At 67.7% G+C, this 15,853-nt stretch carries 16 protein-coding genes; 9 read left to right on the top strand and 7 right to left on the bottom strand.

The genetic code is table 11. From position 1 onward, the window contains the following. Positions 1–12: 12 nt before the first annotated feature. From NOCA_RS06655 to NOCA_RS06625, 8 genes are all read left to right on the top strand, one after another. Entirely contained in the window at positions 13–729 is a 717-nt protein-coding gene (locus NOCA_RS06655; protein WP_011754498.1) for a hypothetical protein, read from the top strand. Continuing rightward, entirely contained in the window at positions 726–2,477 is a 1,752-nt protein-coding gene (locus tag NOCA_RS06650; protein ID WP_011754497.1) for an AAA family ATPase, read from the top strand. Before NOCA_RS06655 ends, NOCA_RS06650 begins: the two co-directional genes overlap by 4 nt. After that, positions 2,470–3,279, top strand: a complete 810-nt coding sequence (locus NOCA_RS25520; RefSeq protein WP_011754496.1) for a DegT/DnrJ/EryC1/StrS family aminotransferase — start codon at positions 2,470–2,472, stop codon at positions 3,277–3,279. Before NOCA_RS06650 ends, NOCA_RS25520 begins: the two co-directional genes overlap by 8 nt. Next, complete coding sequence (locus NOCA_RS06640) at positions 3,276–3,644, top strand: DUF5663 domain-containing protein (RefSeq protein ID WP_041546313.1); 369 nt, start codon at positions 3,276–3,278, stop codon at positions 3,642–3,644. Before NOCA_RS25520 ends, NOCA_RS06640 begins: the two co-directional genes overlap by 4 nt. A 175-nt stretch (positions 3,645–3,819) precedes the next feature. Then, a complete protein-coding gene (locus NOCA_RS06635) occupies positions 3,820–6,111 on the top strand; it encodes a type IV secretion system DNA-binding domain-containing protein (RefSeq protein WP_158305635.1) in 2,292 nt (763 codons plus the stop codon). An 81-nt stretch (positions 6,112–6,192) separates the two neighbouring features. Next, positions 6,193–6,345 (top strand): hypothetical protein, encoded by a 153-nt coding sequence (locus NOCA_RS27440; protein WP_158305634.1) that lies wholly within the window; start codon positions 6,193–6,195, stop codon positions 6,343–6,345. A 579-nt stretch (positions 6,346–6,924) separates the two neighbouring features. Continuing rightward, on the top strand, positions 6,925–7,548 hold the full coding sequence (locus tag NOCA_RS06630; RefSeq protein WP_011754494.1) for an NYN domain-containing protein: 624 nt from the start codon (positions 6,925–6,927) through the stop codon (positions 7,546–7,548). A 212-nt stretch (positions 7,549–7,760) separates the two neighbouring features. After that, complete coding sequence (locus tag NOCA_RS06625) at positions 7,761–8,552, top strand: GNAT family N-acetyltransferase (RefSeq protein WP_158305633.1); 792 nt, start codon at positions 7,761–7,763, stop codon at positions 8,550–8,552. Positions 8,553–8,845: 293 nt separating this feature from the next. Here the strand turns inward: NOCA_RS06625 and NOCA_RS06620 are convergent, their stop codons facing one another. The 6 genes from NOCA_RS06620 to NOCA_RS28180 form a co-directional block, all read right to left on the bottom strand. Then, a complete protein-coding gene (locus tag NOCA_RS06620; RefSeq protein WP_011754492.1) occupies positions 8,846–10,084 on the bottom strand; it encodes an IS110 family transposase in 1,239 nt (412 codons plus the stop codon). A 298-nt stretch (positions 10,085–10,382) separates the two neighbouring features. Further along, a complete protein-coding gene (locus NOCA_RS06615; protein ID WP_011754491.1) occupies positions 10,383–10,574 on the bottom strand; it encodes a DUF255 domain-containing protein in 192 nt (63 codons plus the stop codon). A 128-nt stretch (positions 10,575–10,702) separates the two neighbouring features. Next, positions 10,703–11,500 (bottom strand): ABC transporter permease subunit, encoded by a 798-nt coding sequence (locus NOCA_RS06610; protein WP_011754490.1) that lies wholly within the window; start codon positions 11,498–11,500, stop codon positions 10,703–10,705. After that, complete coding sequence (locus NOCA_RS06605; protein ID WP_011754489.1) at positions 11,497–12,393, bottom strand: ABC transporter ATP-binding protein; 897 nt, start codon at positions 12,391–12,393, stop codon at positions 11,497–11,499. Before NOCA_RS06605 ends, NOCA_RS06610 begins: the two co-directional genes overlap by 4 nt. A 136-nt stretch (positions 12,394–12,529) precedes the next feature. Next, complete coding sequence (locus tag NOCA_RS06600) at positions 12,530–13,186, bottom strand: response regulator (protein ID WP_011754488.1); 657 nt, start codon at positions 13,184–13,186, stop codon at positions 12,530–12,532. Next, entirely contained in the window at positions 13,183–14,361 is a 1,179-nt protein-coding gene (locus tag NOCA_RS28180) for a sensor histidine kinase (RefSeq protein ID WP_011754487.1), read from the bottom strand. Before NOCA_RS28180 ends, NOCA_RS06600 begins: the two co-directional genes overlap by 4 nt. A 184-nt stretch (positions 14,362–14,545) precedes the next feature. Here NOCA_RS28180 and NOCA_RS27435 point away from each other — a divergent pair, with 184 nt between their 5' ends. Beyond that, complete coding sequence (locus NOCA_RS27435) at positions 14,546–14,707, top strand: hypothetical protein (RefSeq protein ID WP_011754486.1); 162 nt, start codon at positions 14,546–14,548, stop codon at positions 14,705–14,707. A 135-nt stretch (positions 14,708–14,842) separates the two neighbouring features. Here the strand turns inward: NOCA_RS27435 and NOCA_RS06590 are convergent, their stop codons facing one another. Continuing rightward, positions 14,843–15,766, bottom strand: coding sequence for a hypothetical protein (locus NOCA_RS06590; RefSeq protein WP_011754485.1), 924 nt, complete (start codon positions 15,764–15,766; stop codon positions 14,843–14,845). Positions 15,767–15,853: the final 87 nt, after the last annotated feature.

The raw sequence follows: 15,853 nt of genomic DNA, 5'->3' as shown, positions 1-15,853 counted from the left end.
AAGGAACAAACCATGAGCAAGTACGTCTCCCAGCGCACGCTGGTCACGGCGCAGATCAGCGCCGAGCTCGCGACGAGCCTCGGCCTGACGACTGAGCAGTCGGACCTCGTGCTTCACGCCGGAGAGCTGCGCGCGAACAACAACGTGACCCAGCTCGACGCGCTCCTCGCCACGCACGGCGATGCACTCCAAGCCGCGACGAGCCAGCTCGTCCCCGATGCAACCACCGACGTCAATTTGACTATCGACAAGGCGGCGGCGCGTGTGCGAGGCGCAGTCACCAAACGTCTCTTCGACGACGCGCTCGCGGTGACGAAGAGCGCCGATCTCGGCTTTTCCCACGTCGCATGGACCCTGGAGCCTGACGTAGCGACGATCCGCGCGACCAGCACGGACGGTAACGGCATCCTCGACATCCGCGTCGACAGGGCAACTGGGGAGATGGAGCGCGACTGGGAGGTCGGCTCGGGCGACGCCTGCGTCGAGCTCGACAGGAAGGTCGTCGCCGGCCTCCGGCTGAGAGGCTGGGCGCTCGAGACGACGAGCGTTGACCAGCACAACGGCAAGCGCGATGGCGCGCGCCTTATCAAGCCGGCCGACGCGAGCTCGCCGGACAGCCCCACCGTCGGCGCGGTGCTCGATCACCGCGCACGGGAAGGGCGACCGATCCGCAGGATCACCGACGAGAGCGATCGTCAGACCGCGCCAGGGAAGCAGGTGGTCAAGTGACCACTGCGGAGTACGAGCAGCCCGCAGACCGTCGCACGCTGCGCCTCATTCGCGAGCTCGACGACGCCGCTGCAGCAGGATGCCAGGTCGTCATCACCGGCTCGGGGGTCCACGACCTCCTCATCGACCCGCAGGATCGAGCACTATGGCTACCGGACTTGCTCACCAGCTACGCCGCCGACCGACAGAAGGGTCTCGTCATCTGGCAGCTCGCGAGCGAGCCCGAAAGCCGGGCGACGCTTCCAGAGGGACGCTCGGTGACCGTGAAAACGGTCGACCCACAGTCACATCCCGCCGATGCAGTGCGCGGGCTCCTCACCGACCTCGCAGACGAGGCAGACCCCGCACTCCTCGTCATCGACTACATGGACCTTGTGTTGTCGAGTGACTTCGACGGGCACGAGCTCCTGCGCGCGTCCCTCCTCGAGCAGTTGCAATCGCTGGCATCCGACCACGACTGGCGGACGCACGGCCACCAGCTCGTCCTGGTAGACCGCGGTAGCGGCATCACCCCGCACCTCACACACCAAGCTGGCTATCGCACGGTGCGCGTCGACGCACCCGACCAGCGCGAAGCCGAGGTGTTCATCGCCAAGAAGACGAGCTCGACCGCGACCAATCGGCTGCACCTCGCACCGGCGCTGACCGTTGATCGGGCGAGCCGGTTGGCTGGCGGCCTCCTGCTGCGCGGCATCAACGAGGCCGCCGCGCTGTCCTCAGCCGAGCGCCCATTGGAGCCGCTGACCCTGTCGCGAATGAAGGGCGCCGCGCTCGCGCAACAGTCCAAAGGCACTCTCGTGCTGCTCGATGACCCGGTCGACTTCGCTACCGACGTCGCCGGTCTGCACGCGGTGCGGTTCTACCTCACGCGCCTTCAAGCGCGCGGCAAGACGACCGCGCGTGTGCTGCTGGCAGGCCCTCCCGGAACAGGCAAGACCTACAGCGCCCGGGCCATCGCCCGATTCATGGGGATTCCGCTCGTACGTTTCGGGAAGATTCAAGGCGAGCTCATGGGCCAGACCGAGGAGTTCACCGACACCGCGCTGGCGACCCTTGCGGCGATGTCGCCCTCCGGCGTCGAGTGGGGAGAGTTCGACCAGGCCGGCGGCGGGACCCGCAATTCGTCCGGGTCCTCCAGCAACGAGGCCTACCAGGGACAGCGCGCGAAGTTCTTCGACGCGTTGTCCAGCCCCAGCGACGACTCGGGCTTCACCGTGATCGCGTCGACGAACGTGCCCGCGCCACGCTTCATCGACTCGGCGGCGCTTGACCGTTTCGAGGTCATCCCCGTCCTCCCCGCCTCTACGTCCGAGCTCGTCGACGTAGTACGTATCAACGCACGCCAGACGCAGGTCCCCCTCGGCGACGGTATCCAGAGCGCCATCCACGACTACATGGCGAACGGACGCGTCATCAGCAATCGCACCGCCACCGAGGTGGTGGCCGACGCGCACTTCGCGGCCATCTCGCGTGGAAGTGAGAAGGTCGAGGGCCAAGACATCACGCACGTTCTCCAACAGCGGTTCCGCGACGACTGGACCCATGACGTCGAGTATTCGACTCTCACATCGATCGTTGCCGCCAAGAAGGAGTGGGCGCTCCCGTGGGTCGCCTCGGCCGAGTTGGGCGAGTCGTACGAGCCGCCGATGTACCTCCATCACTACTTCAAGGACTCCGGCCGCCTCGACAGCGAGCGGATCGTCGCGCGGATCGACGAACTCGACCGGATGGGGGCCTACCGTGGCTGAGACCCACTGGTGGACTCCTGGCGAGTCACACCCGGACGCGATCTGGCTGACCGGGGTCCGAGCCGCACTTGAATGGTGGGAGGCCCAGGAGGCGTCATACGGCGTCACCAGTAGCATCACCGGACTCGGCGCGATCGCCGCAGCGGAGCAACGGATCTCCGAGCTCCACGCGGGCCGCAACACCCTGCTGGCGCCGTCGGCGACGTACGCACTCATCACGGCGTTGCGCGTCATTGGGGTGGGCCGTGGCGACGAAGTGATGATCCCGCAGGGTGACTGGCCCGCGACCGAGGCAGTCGTACGCCTCCTCGGGGCTATGCCAATCTCCGTCCCCATCGACCCCGAGACGCGCACGATCATCCCTGAAGGCTGTGCCTTCTGGTCCAACAATTCGACCAAGGCCATCGTCGCGCGCCACCACACTGACAACCCGGCGCAAGTTCATGAGATTCGCCTCGCCGCGCCTGGCATCCCGGTGATCGAAGATTGCGCCACTGCATTGGGCACTTTGCTTCGCGGATCGCCGGTGGGGGCGATCGGTGACTTCGCGGTGCTCTCCTTCGGTCCCGGGAAGTCGCTTGACGCCGGCGAGGGAGGCGCACTCCTCGTCAACTCGGATGAGGCGTGGGAGCGGGCGTTGCAGCTCTCGGCACACCCGGCGCGACAGGCCATGGCCGGCGTCGAGAAGGATCTCGTCCAGCCTTCTCAGCGCCCTCACCCACTGATGGCTGCCCTCGTTGCATATGGCCTTCGCGACGGCCTGCCTTTGCCCGCGGCGCGCCGTGCCCCGGTGCCAACGTGATCACTCCCCAGGCGGACCTTGTGGACATCCTCGGCGACGACAGCGACCCACATGTCATCCGCAGGCTCGCCGCAGGGATGCTCGAGCGCTTGCAACTCAGGGTCGGGAACCATCTCGCGGGCCTTCTCTCCGATCCCGAACTCACGGCGTTCGAGTCACTCATCGACGCCGAGGCCGACGACGAGACGTGCCAAGAGTTCCTCGCCCAGCACATTCCGCAATACGAGCAGGTGGTGCGCGACGAGTGGGATGGCCTTCTCGCGTGGTTCGCGGACGAGATTGGGCGACCCGCAGGGCTCGAGGGCACGGTTAGAGGTGCGTGCACGGCGTCCGCGGGCCAACCGAACTCGACAGGAACGCCGTGATCTCTGGCCGCGCGAGTCTTGAGAAGTCCGCCGATTGGGAACGCCTGCTGATCTGGTTCACTTCCTCAGTCAGTCCGGCGGTGGTCGCCGTATGAGCGTCGGAACCCGCGCGCCCAGCCTTCGAGTGAGCACTCTGGTGCGTGGCGCTGACGCCTCGCGCCGCCACGCGACAGCGGTGGGCAAGCTCATCGATCTCGTGTCGGAGTGGGGCCCGACTGCGGGTCTCGACGTGACTATCCGCCGCCCGAAGCCAAGCGGCCCGACGCATGCTGAGATCAGCCCCCAAGGTGACATCCCCGAGCATTGGCAGGCCGACGTGCGCTGGGCACTCGCGAGCATTGCCGACCTCGGGAGGGTACGGAACATCGGCGTTGTCGCAGCCCCGGCCCACCTCCTCGAACTGCGGCTGAGCCGCGATCTTCCAGGTGCCGACCGCTGGTACGACTCCAACGCCCCCGACGCCACTCCTCAGGACACCGTCACAGCGGAGCTCGCTCGCCAACGCCGTATCCGTGTGGTCAGCCCGTGGCCGCAGGCGTACTACGCGCCGCTCGCGGACCTGGTCCAACTCGGCGTGCCCGGCCTCGTTGTCCGTTACCGGTTGCAAGGTGCGTCGGCGATTGAGCACACAATGCTCGACGATGCACTGGAGAACTCGTGGCCTGACGCTCGCGGCCCACGTCAGGACTACCTCGGACAAGCGCTCCGTGTCCGGACGTTAATCGGCGCAAGGGAACCGCTCCCGGCGCGGATGCGTGCAACCCTACGGAGCTGGGCCACGAGTATCACCGCGGTTGAGGTCGATGACGACCTACGCAGCGAGGCGTGGGCTGGCGAGAGCCTCGCTGGCTTCGCCGTTCCGATCGGTGCTGCGACAGCGATGGTGCGCTTGCCTGTCAGCCATTATGAGCCGTTCCCGGGCCTCGCTACGACGGCGACCGCAGTCCCATCGCGCCCACTCGACCCGCTGCCTCCCAAACCCGACCGTGCCGTTCGAGTGGGCAAGGCAATGGCAGCCAGCGGCTTGTGGATCGACGGCTCGCTCGACCTGAACGACCTCGTTCAGCATGCCTTCATCCAGGGTAGCTCCGGCTCTGGTAAGTCGACCTTGCTCGTGACACTCGCTCTCGCGATCCAGGAGGCGGGCGGCAGCTACACGATTCTCGATCCCGAGGGCAGCACGGTCGAGGCGCTCATCAGCCGCACACCTGTACGACTCTCGGGCACCACCCAGGTCGTTCGTCACGGGATCGCGGGCCTCGACGTACTCGTGAACATTTTCGGCACCACAGTCGACAACGACGTGATGGTCGACCTCTTCGCCGAGATGGTTCAGCACGCGATGGACCCCGAGGGCACGGGAATCGTAGGTCCGCGCTGGCGACGTTGGTTCGCACTCATCGCGAACGGTGTCGCGGAGTACTTCGGTCCTGAGGCCACGTTGGTCACGGTGGCGGCCGTCGCGAGCGACTCCGAGCGTGTTCGGCTGCTCAGCCAGCGGCTGATCGAACGTGGCTCCGAGATCGGTAGGCGACTGCTCTCGGAGTACGGCAGACAGTCCAAAGACTCCGCTGGGGATACGACGAGCTGGGCGGCATCGAAGTTCCAGCCCATCCTCTCCTCGACTGCGACCCGCGCTGTGCTGGGTACTCCGGGTGCCGGCTTGGACGTCCTCAAACTCATGGAATCCGGCCGCTCGCTCGCTGTCGACCTGGGCATGCACCGACTCGGCACATCCGGCGCGCGAATGGTCGGTGCGATGTGGCTACTCAGATACTGGGCGGCCCTGCACGAACGGACGAACCGCGAGTCGCCGCACGTCCTCCTCGTAGATGAGGCACACCTGTTCCAGTACGGCGCCTTGCCACAACTTCTCGCTCAGGCTCGCAAGTTCGGTGTCGGTGTTGTCATCGCCACTCAGCACATCGGACAGCTCTCCGCCGAGCTCGCCGATGCGCTCGAGTCCAACACGGGCACGTTCATCAGTCTGCGCTCAGGCTTACTCTCCGCTAGCCGAGCAAGCATGCGACTGGAAGGGTGGCCGGTACAGGAGCTCGTGCGACTTCCGAACCTGACTGCTGCCGCGAGCTTCTCCCGCGATGGTGTGGTGACCGACCCGTTCACTCTGCATGTCGATCACTTCGAGCGCCTTCGCGAGCTCCAGAATCGCGGCAAAGTCGGCTCAAGCGTCGCAGCCTCAATACTCTTGAGTTCCGAGCGTGCGAACAGAGCCGCGTCGGAAGGTCCCCCTCCGCTCACCGACACAGACGTCGTCGCACGACTGGGTGCCCAGTCGGAGCACACGTCTTCGGACGACGAGGTCCCGCGCATTCGGGCCGACGGGCCAACGCAACGCTCATCGGCGCGGGGTGACGGCAGGTTCCTCGACGAGTGGATCGCCAGGCAGAACGCGGACCGCCCTGACCCTGCGGCGGGCGACCGGCGATCAACTGCGGCGCCGAGCTGATGCGTCGTCAGCGAACTCCGCGATCCCAACCGCGCCACCGCAGTTCGGGATCGGTTCCATTACCGAGAGGGGGTGATGGTTATGGCGGGCAACAAGAGTCAGCAAGCCAAGCTGCAAAGCGCAGAGCGGCTGCGCAAGCAGCAGGAGCGCGGGTCGGCGAAGTTCAAGGGCAACTCGAACGTCCACAACGGCGGCAGCCGAGGACAGAGCGGGAAGCCGAAAGGAAAGGCCTGACTGACAGGTGGGTGTCGCGGATTCGGGCCGCGGCACCCCCTGCAGCCGGCCTGGACGCACTCGTCCCACCCAGGGGCAACACCCAGGCTGACACGGCTGAGGGCTCCTTGATGTGTCACAACGTCAGGGGCGGTGGGATACCCGTCGACTGCATTAGCTCCGTCTCCCACCAGCGGGTGGATCGTGGCCGATGCCGCAGAGCGCTGCGCGGGGTGCCTCGGCCAGTCCTCCGGTCGGCCCGCGTCCCCGAATCCAGTCGACGCTGGTGAGGACGACTCGTTATCGAGCCGCCCTCACGAGCATGGTGCCTACCAGCCACCTTTGATGCCGCAGACCGGGCACTTCTTGAAACGCTCGGGGTAGGCGATGACGGTGCCGCAACCACGGCAGGTGTAGCCACGGAAGCTACAGAGGATTGGGCTGACCATTTGCTTCTTCCTTTGCGTCGTCTTGTCGGGCTGACGCTCTTCTAACCGTTCCCGATCCTTCTCTGGAACCCGACTCGGGAATCCGAACGGGTGACTCGTTGGTCTATCGGGATCGGTTCCGTCAACGTCCACCTCAACCGAAGGAGCCGAGATGTCCCGTAACCGCAAGTTCCCAACCCAGATCCCCCGCTATCAGTCCACGTTCAGCGGCCGCGCCATCCACCTCATCGACGCCGAAAACCTGCTCGGCGGCCCGAACGCAGCCCCCGAGGCCTTCATCGAGATGTGGCGCGTCTACCGAGGAGGCATCGTCTCCACAACGAGTGACCAGTTCGTTCTGGCGGGAAGCTCCTTCTTCTTCAGAAACGTCCTCCCGGCCCTCGCCGGTTTAGGCGCCCAGCTACTCGTCCGGGATGGCGAGGACGGCGCGGAACTCGCACTCCTAGATGGCCTAAATCTGACGCACGCGGCCGACCGGTTCGACCGCGTGGTCATCGCGAGCGGCGACGGCATGTTCGAGGACCTCGCGATCGAAGCTCGGCGTCGTGGGCTCCACGTTCACCAGGTCACCGGCCTGGGGCGGTGCTCCGCTGCTCTTTCCAGGGCTGCGACGACGCACGCGCAGCTGCATCTCAACTTTATGGACGCCGAGCCGCACGCCGGTCTTCGGACCCTGGCTAAGCTCCGGGCCGCCGGCCGCGAGGCTCTCATTCGTGGGATCGGACTAGATCCCACGCCTGAACGTCACCTCATGTTTGTCCGCGACGGTCGGTGAGACCTCTAGCCATGGCAGAATCCAGGCCAACTTTGACGCCGGACATCGAGGTCGAGAATGCTGCTGTGCAATGGCTCTAGGCCAAACTTGATGCGGCGGTATTCGCTCCACCCAAAGACGCACGTATGCGGGTCCACTCGGACCCGGTGTGCTTCGTTGGCACGCAGGGGTCCTCTCGTGGCTTTCCGCCCGATGCGGCTTGGAATTGGTCTATGAAGCTCTATCACTACACATCCCCCGACCACCTTCCACTCATCGTGGAGGCTGGATACCTAAAGTTGGTTGAGTCGAACATCTCGCGATCGCGCGAGCACGCGGGACCGGATGTCGTATGGCTTACCTCGTCCCCGACTCCGGCCGCTGGACATGGACTCTCCGGTTCCAGGAACGACAAGAAGCGCGTGCGGTTCACTGTCGATGTGGACAGACGTTCAGTCCAGAAATGGCGCGCGTGGGCCAAGGCCCGTGGCATCGCTAGCGACTGGATGAACGAACTGGCTCGTGCCGGCGGCAGCGGGACTTGGTGGGTCAGCGAACGCCCAATCGAAAGTAGTCAGTGGATCGAGATCCTCGACCTGTCAACGGGCCAGCCCCTAGCGACACGTTCAGTCAACCAAGAGGAACAGTACCAACCAACCATTCCCTTCCTCGCGTATTCGTGGGAGTCGCAGGTGCGTCAGTATCCCCAGCCTGGGCTCTCAGGCATCCAGTACTTCAAGGGTGACCTATCGCCAACCGTCTGGGTCGACTGTCTCCTCTACTACGACGCCACGGGCGAACTCATCGGGATCCTGAACCACTACCCGATGGATAACGACGACGAGGTTGCCGGGAGTGTCAACGTGTACGTCCGCCCTGATCGTCAACGCCAAGGCATCGCCACCCAGTTGATTGACGAGTGTGCTCGCCGCTGGGCTCCGAATCCCGCACAACAGGCGTACACGCCTTCAGGCGCAGCGCTTCTGAACTCCATGTCAACGAATCGGCCGCAGATCCGCGACTAGGTGACTGCCGGCGACAAGTGTCTCCGAAAGCGGGTCGACTGCTGCTCCCGATTCTGGTTGGGTCCGCGCGAAGGGCATGCAAGGGGAGGATTTGAACCTCCTGAGCGCCGTCGTCACCGGCAAATTAGTGGTCCAAGGCAGCGTTCAAGGCGACAAGGCGTGATACAAGAAATTGATACAAAGAACTGTGTAATCCGCGGCCAAGCGCGGCCAACGCCGAACCCGAAAGACCTGAAACAGTGCCGCTGACGCGAAGATTCACCCCAGCGGGTGGGCCTTCGCGTCAGAGGTCTTCAGCTCGCGTGGTCGAGGGTGACGCGGTAGCCCATGGCTTCGAGCTGGCTGATGGCTCGCATCTTGGTGCGGTCGGGGTGGAGGCGGTTGAAGAACTCGCCTCCAGGGTCGTCGTAGAGGGTGCCGGTGGTGCCCATGTGCCAGATCGCGATGAGCATGGAGTGCTGGATCGCGACGTTGGCCTTCAGCGGGCCGCGCCGGCTGGCGATCCGCCGGTAGCGCGCGCCGAGGTAGGTGGTCCGGTTCTGTGAGCACGCCATCGCGGCCGCCCCGAGTGCGCCCTGCAGGTAGGGGTTCCCGGGCCTGGTCCGTGAGGACTTCACCTTCCCGGCGGACTCGTTGCTGCCGGGTGTGGTCCCGGCCCAAGAGGCGAGGTGCTTGGCAGTGGGGAACCGGGTCATGTCCGCGCCGGTCTCGGCGGTGATGATGTCGGCGGTGATCGTGGAGATTCCCGGGATCGTGCAGATCAGGTCGTGGAAGCCCTGAAACGGCTCGATCACCACCTCGATCCGCTCAGTCAACTGCTCGACGGCGGCGGTGTGTCGGTCGATGAGATCCAGGTGGACCCGGGCGAGGAACGCGTGGTGTTCGGTGAACCGGCCAGCGAGCGCTTCGGTCAGTTCAGGGATCTTGGACCGCAGTCGACGCCTGGCCAGGTCGGCAAGCCCGGCGGGATCGCGGTCGCCGGCGATCAGCGCTTCGAGCATGGCCCGTCCTGAGACGCCCATGATGTCGGAGGCGACCGCGGACAGCTTGATCCCGGCGTCCTCCAGCAGCTTCTCCAGCCGTTGGACCTCCCGGCCACGTTCGCGGGTGATCGCGGTCCGTGCCCGGGTCAGGTCCCGCAGTTGCCGGATCGGTTCGGGTGGCACGAACGAGGCCCGGACCAGGCCGTGCGCACCGAGCTGGGCCAGCCAGGTCGCGTCGGCGACGTCGCTCTTGCGTCCCGGCAGGGTCTTGACATGGCGGGCGTTGACCAGCATCACCTCGACACCGGGCAGGTCTTCGAGCAGGTAGTAGAACGGCTTCCAGTAGTCACCGGTTGCCTCCATCACCACACACGTGACCTGCTCGGCGATCAGATGCTCGCGCAGCGCCAGGATCTGGCCGGTCATTGAGGTCCAGGTCGTGACCGTTTCCACGGTCTTGCGCCGACCTGCTCCCGCATGTCGGACGCAGACCTTGGCGTCCTTCTTCGACACGTCCATGCCCGCACACCGGACGTGGATCACTTCCATGGCCATCTCCTCCTCGCGATCGGATCCAGGCGTCCGTCGTGAGGAGGGCAGGGAGATTCGAAAGTCTGACGCTCGGGCTCGCTGGCACCAATCCACGGTTCCCGTGGAAGCCCTCCACCACCATGCTGACCTACAGGCTCGCAAGCACCACAGAGTATCCGGGGTCGACCACGACGAACCCCTCAGCATCCGCCCCTTCGCCCGCGGACTGCAACGCGCAAGCCGTGCCGAATCTTCGCGCACCACGGTGCGCCAAGGAACGAAGGCGCCGCGTTGCTGACCTGCAGGTTTGGGTCGGTCAGCGCTTCATGAGCGCTAGCTCACTCACCTGGCACCAGTGGCACGCGGCGTACCCGACGCTGAGCAGCACCGGCACGTTCCGTCGCCGGGCCTCCGCGAACGCCTCGGGCCCCCACTCCCACCAGTCGACGGGGTTGTCGGCGTGCTGGAGCAGGTACGGCGACGTCGCGGACGCCAGTCGGTTGGGCACCTGGCCACGCTAGCCGTGCGGCCGAGGCACGGTGAGGAGAGGCGCCCAGGCGAGGACGTGCCTCGGCCGGACGCCAAGACCCGGGGAGGACACGGACAGATCCGCAGTCCTCCCCGGGCGCTCGACCGCTACTTGACCTCGGCTCGCATCACGAGGCGCAGCCCGAGGAGCCCCGGCAGGATCAACCAGACGGCCGCAGCGGCCGCGAGGTGGGCCCACTGGTCGCCGGCGATGGTCCCGTCGAAGAGGGTGCCCTGCGCCAGGTTGAGGTCCACCCAGGGCTGCAGGTCCTGGTACCAACCCTGCGTGGTGGCCAGCATGCCGGACACGGTGGGGACGAGGAGCGAGGAGACGAAGTACATCACCAGGGCGACCGGCGAGCTCCGGAAGAGGATGCCGAGCATGGTCCCGGTCAGCAGGCACAGCAGGCTGCCGACCATGATCTCCACGCCGTGGGCGAGGGACACGTCCCAGACCTGGTCGGTGCCGGCGACGGTGGTCCCGACGATGTTGCCGGCGATCCCGACGGCCAGGGCGAACAGCATCGACGAGATGCCGACGGCGACCGACGCGGCGACCTTGGCCAGGACGATCCGGTGGCGGTGCGGCACCAGTGTGAACGTGGTCAGGCCGGTGCGCTGGCTCCACTCACCGGTGATCGACAAGACCGCGATGATCGGCAGGATCACCGTCATCGGGAAGCCGATGGCCTGCGCGAACGTGTAGTAGGTCAGGTCCTCGTCGGGGGCGAACAGGATGATCGCCACCGTCGAGCCGAGAGCCGCGATGACGATGCTCGCCATCAGCCAGTAGCCCGAGCGGGTGTCGAACATCTTGCGGAGCTCGACGCGGGTCACGCGGGACAGCGGCACCCGATGGACGGGAGTGTGCTGCTCCAGAGCGGCGTCGAGGGCGGTGGTGGTCATGCTGCGTTCCCTTCTCGTTGGGTGTCGGCGGTGAGCTGGAGGAAGAGCTCCTCGAGGCCGCCGTCGGCGGTGCGCAGCTCGGTGAGGGCGAGGCCGGCGTCGCGGGCGAGCAGCCCGACGACGGCGAGGTCGGCGTCGGCGCGGAGCGCACCGTCCCGCCCGGGTGTCGTGACGAGGCCCGACTCGCGCAGCAGGCGCTCGAGCGCGGCCATGTCCCGCGAGCGGACGATCGTCCCGGCGCCTTCGAGCAGCTCCGTCTTGGCGCCCTGGGCCACGATGCGACCGCGCCCGATCATCACGATGTCGTCGGCGATGACCTCGACCTCGTGCAGCAGGTGCGACGAGAGGAGGACCGTTCCGCCCCCGTCGGCGTACCACCGGAGCAGGTCGCGCATCCAGCGGATCCCGGCCGGGTCGAGACCGTTCGCCGGCTCGTCGAGGATCAGGACGGACGGCCCGCCGATCAGGGCGACGGCGATGCCGAGACGCTGGCGCATGCCGAGCGAATAGCTGCCGACACGCCGCTCCGACTCCGCCTCGGTGAGGCTGACGAGGTCGAGCATCTGCCGGACGCGGTCGTCCGGCAGGCCCATCAGCTGCTGGGCCAGGGTGAGGATCTCCCGGCCGGTGCGACCGGCGTGCTGCGCCGAGGCGTCGAGCATCACGCCGACCTCGCGGCCGGGGTTGGGCAGGTCCGTGAACCGGCGACCCGAGATGGCGGCGGCTCCGGACGTCGGCCGGGTGAGGCCGACCATCATGCGCATCGAGGTCGACTTGCCGGCGCCGTTCGGGCCGAGGAACCCGGTGACGCGGCCCGGTCGGGCCGTGAAGGTGATGTCGTCGACGACGGCGCGGCCGCCGTACTTCTTCGACAGGGATTCGATGGTGATCATGGGCGAGAGCTCCTGGTTGAGGTGATGCCTCGACGCTAGGAGTGCGACCGGCCGGGCGCGTCGTCGTCAGGTCGCGTTCGTGCCACGACCACCCCATGACCCGGGGTCCGACCTTGGTCGGACCCCGGGAGCGGCCTCAGCGGTCCGTGGGCGCGAAGATGCCGGTCTGGTAGGCGAGCACGATCGCCTGGGCCCGGTCGCGCAGATCGAGCTTCTGGAACAGCCGGGTCACGTGGGTCTTCACGGTGGTGTCGCTGATGAACAGCTCCCGCCCGATCTCGGCGTTGGACAGGCCCTGGGTGATCAGCCGGAACACCTCCAGCTCGCGGCCGGTCAGCGTCGCCACCGCCGCGGGCGGCGGCTGCCGGCGCAGCCGGGTGAACTCGCGGATCACCCGGCGGGTGACGGTGGGCGAGAGCAGCGCGTCGCCGTCGGCGATGGTCCGGACGGCGGCGATCAGCTGTTCGGGCGGGTCGTCCTTGAGCACGAACCCGCTGGCGCCGGCGCCCAGCGCCTCGTAGACGTACTCGTCGAGGTTGAACGTCGTGAGGACGAGCACGCGCGCGGTGTCGCCGGCCGCCAGGATCCGGCGGGTCGCCTCGAGGCCGTCGAGCTCGGGCATCCGGATGTCCATCAGCACGACGTCCGGGTGGAAGCGCGCAGCCTGGGCGACCGCCTCCCGGCCGTTGCCGGCCTCCGCGACCACCTCGATGTCCGGCTCGTCGGCCAGCAGCATCCGCAGCCCGGCCCGCACCATCGACTGGTCGTCGACGACCAGCACCCGGATCGTCATGACCCGTCACCGTCCAACGGAAGCCGTGCGCGCACCGCGAACCCTCCGGCAGGACCTCGGCCCGCCGTCATCTCCCCGCCGTAGATCTTGACCCGCTCGCGCAGGCCCACCAGCCCGTGCCCCAGCCCAGCACCGGACGTCGAGCCCCGGCCGTCGTCGCGGACCTCCACCCGAAGGTCGTGGGGCTCGTAGTACACGTCCACGTCCGCGCGGTGCGCCCGGGCGTGCTTGAGGGTGTTGGTGATGGCCTCCTGCACGATGCGGTACGCCGAGAGATCGAGCCCCGGCGGCAGCTCGACCGGCTCGCCGTGGACCTGCAGCCGGACGGGCAGCCCGGCAGCCCGCACGTCCGCGAGCAGGCTGTCCAGGTCGGCCAGGCCCGGATGCGGCACCAGCTCGGGCTGCTCGCCGTCGCGCCGCATCGCCCCGAGCAGGCGGCGCATCTCGGCGAGGGCGGCCCGCCCGGCCCGCTCGACGTTCTCGAGCGCCTCGCGGTTCTCCGCGTCGGAGTCGGACATCCGGTGCCGGACGGCGCCGACCTGGAGGACCATCACGCTGACCGCGTGCGCCACGACGTCGTGGAGCTCCCGCGCGATCCGGCCGCGCTCCTCCGCCACGGCCACGCGCGCCGCCACCTCGCGGTCGCGCTCGGCACGAGCGGCGCGCTCCTCCGCGGCCTCGGTCCGCTCGGTGCGCTCGCGCAGCGCGTAGCCGACCAGCCAGGCCATCGCGAACAGCAGCGGAGTGGAGACCAGGGCACCGGACGAGTGCGTGGGGTCGTTGTACATGACGATCGCGCCGCTGCCGACCACGATGGCCAGGCCGACCCGCGCCTGCACTCCGTTGCGTTGGTTGCCGAGAAGCAGCGCGGCGCCGAGCCCGGCGACGAAGAGGCCGGCCTGGCTGGGGATCATCCGCCCGTCGGCGAAGGAGAGCGCCGCACACGTCAGCCAGACACCGGCAGGCGCACCGAACGGGAACCGACGGCGCAGCACGAGGACGAGGATGATCGCGGCGATCGCCGCGGCCTCCCACCACGCCGCGGCCCCGGCCGGGAGGTACCGATCGTCGCGGCGCAGGGTGCCGACGGCACTCCACACGGCGGCCACGCCGAGGAGGGCGTCGAGGAGGGCGTCGAGACCGTACGTCGAGAGCTGCCGCCGGAACTGGCTCACGAGGTCAACGTACTCAGCAATCCCGGTAGCGGCGTCCTACCTGAGGAGGACGGCTCGGCCCTGACCGGCCTCCCGTACGGCTTCCGATGGGCCGGACGATCGCGGCCCCGTGCGCGGACGCCCCGGCCCGCTATTAGAAACGGGATGTATGGTTTCAACAACGTCTGCCAGAAGGAGTGCCATCGTGATCGAGCTCAACTACATCCTCGGGTTCATCGGCGCGGCGACGGCGGTCGTGAGCGTGCTGGTGATCGGGACGTTCGCCTCCGCCGGCCTGATCTTCACGGGCGACCACCACCACCGCCCGCACTTCCGCCCGCACTTCCGCCCGCACTCCCGCGCGTGAGCGAGCGTCCGGGTCGAGGTCCGCGCAGCGGACCGGCGGACGCATCCTCCCGATCCGCGCGCGCCGCGCAACGCGACCACCGCCGAGCCGGCTGAATCGGAGGCGGGGCCGGACCGGGCCGGGTGACCTGCGGGCTCAGTACGTCGGCGCGCCCTCGTGGCGCCGGTCGATCGTCTGCACGATCCAGAACCCCGCGAGCAGCACGATCAGCACCGCCTCCACCAAGAAGGTGCTGTGCCGGCCGTACCAGCCGTCGGCGTCCGCGGAGCCGCCGGTGAGACCGATGACCAGGGCGGATCCGACCATCGCGACGGCCAGGAGCCAGTACGTGACCTCGCACCCGGTGGGGGCGCCACTCTCGGCGCGCTTCTTCACGGCCGCCGCGACGACGGCGAGCACCACGAAGGCGAACAGGGCGACCGCCGACCAGGAGTGCAGCCCGTGGTTGAAGAAGCTGTCGTTGTCGTCCGCGCCGCGGTAGACGACCAGGAGGACCACGACCGCCGCCCCGGCGCCTAGCCAGGTCACCGCGTACCCGAGCCGGCGGGGGGTCGAGGCGACACTGCCGCCACGCCCTACCCGGGCGATCGCGGCGACCGCCGTACCGGCCAAGGCGATCACGATGACGGCGACCAGGACGACGAAGTTGTTGTGCACGGCGGGGGCGTTCGCGTCGATCAGGGCGTCGTCGAGCGACTTCCCGGGCCCCGGCGCCAGGGCGGCGGCCCGCATCCCCGTCGGGAGCCCGCAGGAGTTGGCGTCCAGGGTCGGCACGAACGCGACGACCGCGGCGAGGATCCCGGCGAGGTTGAGGAACGCGTCCTCGGCTGGGGTCTTCCCCCACAACGCGATCATCGCCACCCCGAGAGCGATCAGCGTGCCGACGAAGACCGGGCGCACGGGCGTGTAGTAGTACGCGCTCAGCGAGCGCTGGACGCATCCGTCGACCCGCCGGATCTCCAGCGCGACCGAGAGGCCGAGGCCGACGATGACGGTGACCATGCTGATCCGGATCGCGGCGTAGGTGCGCAGCGCGACCAGGGGCGGTGATGACGGCATCGACAGCCTCCGAGAGCTGGGGTCCGACCACCCTGACGCGGCTCGGCGACCGGGTCAATCGTGCCGACCGCGGCTCGGTCTCCCTGG

The organism is Nocardioides sp. JS614, from assembly GCF_000015265.1.
Lineage (GTDB): Bacteria > Actinomycetota > Actinomycetes > Propionibacteriales > Nocardioidaceae > Nocardioides.
Note: the sequence above shows the minus strand (reverse complement) of the source record. Positions and strands in the feature narration are given on the sequence as shown.

Bases quoted from the DNA above. Each gene is read 5' to 3' on its own strand.
- NOCA_RS06590 (WP_011754485.1), bottom strand. From the start codon at position 15,766: ATGCCGTCATCACCGCCCCTGGTCGCGCTGCGCACCTACGCCGCGATC.
- NOCA_RS06605 (WP_011754489.1), bottom strand. From the start codon at position 12,393: ATGATCACCATCGAATCCCTGTCGAAGAAGTACGGCGGCCGCGCCGTC.
- NOCA_RS06625 (WP_158305633.1), top strand. From the start codon at position 7,761: ATGAAGCTCTATCACTACACATCCCCCGACCACCTTCCACTCATCGTG.
- NOCA_RS06610 (WP_011754490.1), bottom strand. From the start codon at position 11,500: ATGACCACCACCGCCCTCGACGCCGCTCTGGAGCAGCACACTCCCGTC.
- NOCA_RS06630 (WP_011754494.1), top strand. From the start codon at position 6,925: ATGTCCCGTAACCGCAAGTTCCCAACCCAGATCCCCCGCTATCAGTCC.
- NOCA_RS27440 (WP_158305634.1), top strand. From the start codon at position 6,193: ATGGCGGGCAACAAGAGTCAGCAAGCCAAGCTGCAAAGCGCAGAGCGG.
- NOCA_RS06620 (WP_011754492.1), bottom strand. From the start codon at position 10,084: ATGGAAGTGATCCACGTCCGGTGTGCGGGCATGGACGTGTCGAAGAAG.
- NOCA_RS06655 (WP_011754498.1), top strand. From the start codon at position 13: ATGAGCAAGTACGTCTCCCAGCGCACGCTGGTCACGGCGCAGATCAGC.
- NOCA_RS06600 (WP_011754488.1), bottom strand. From the start codon at position 13,186: ATGACGATCCGGGTGCTGGTCGTCGACGACCAGTCGATGGTGCGGGCC.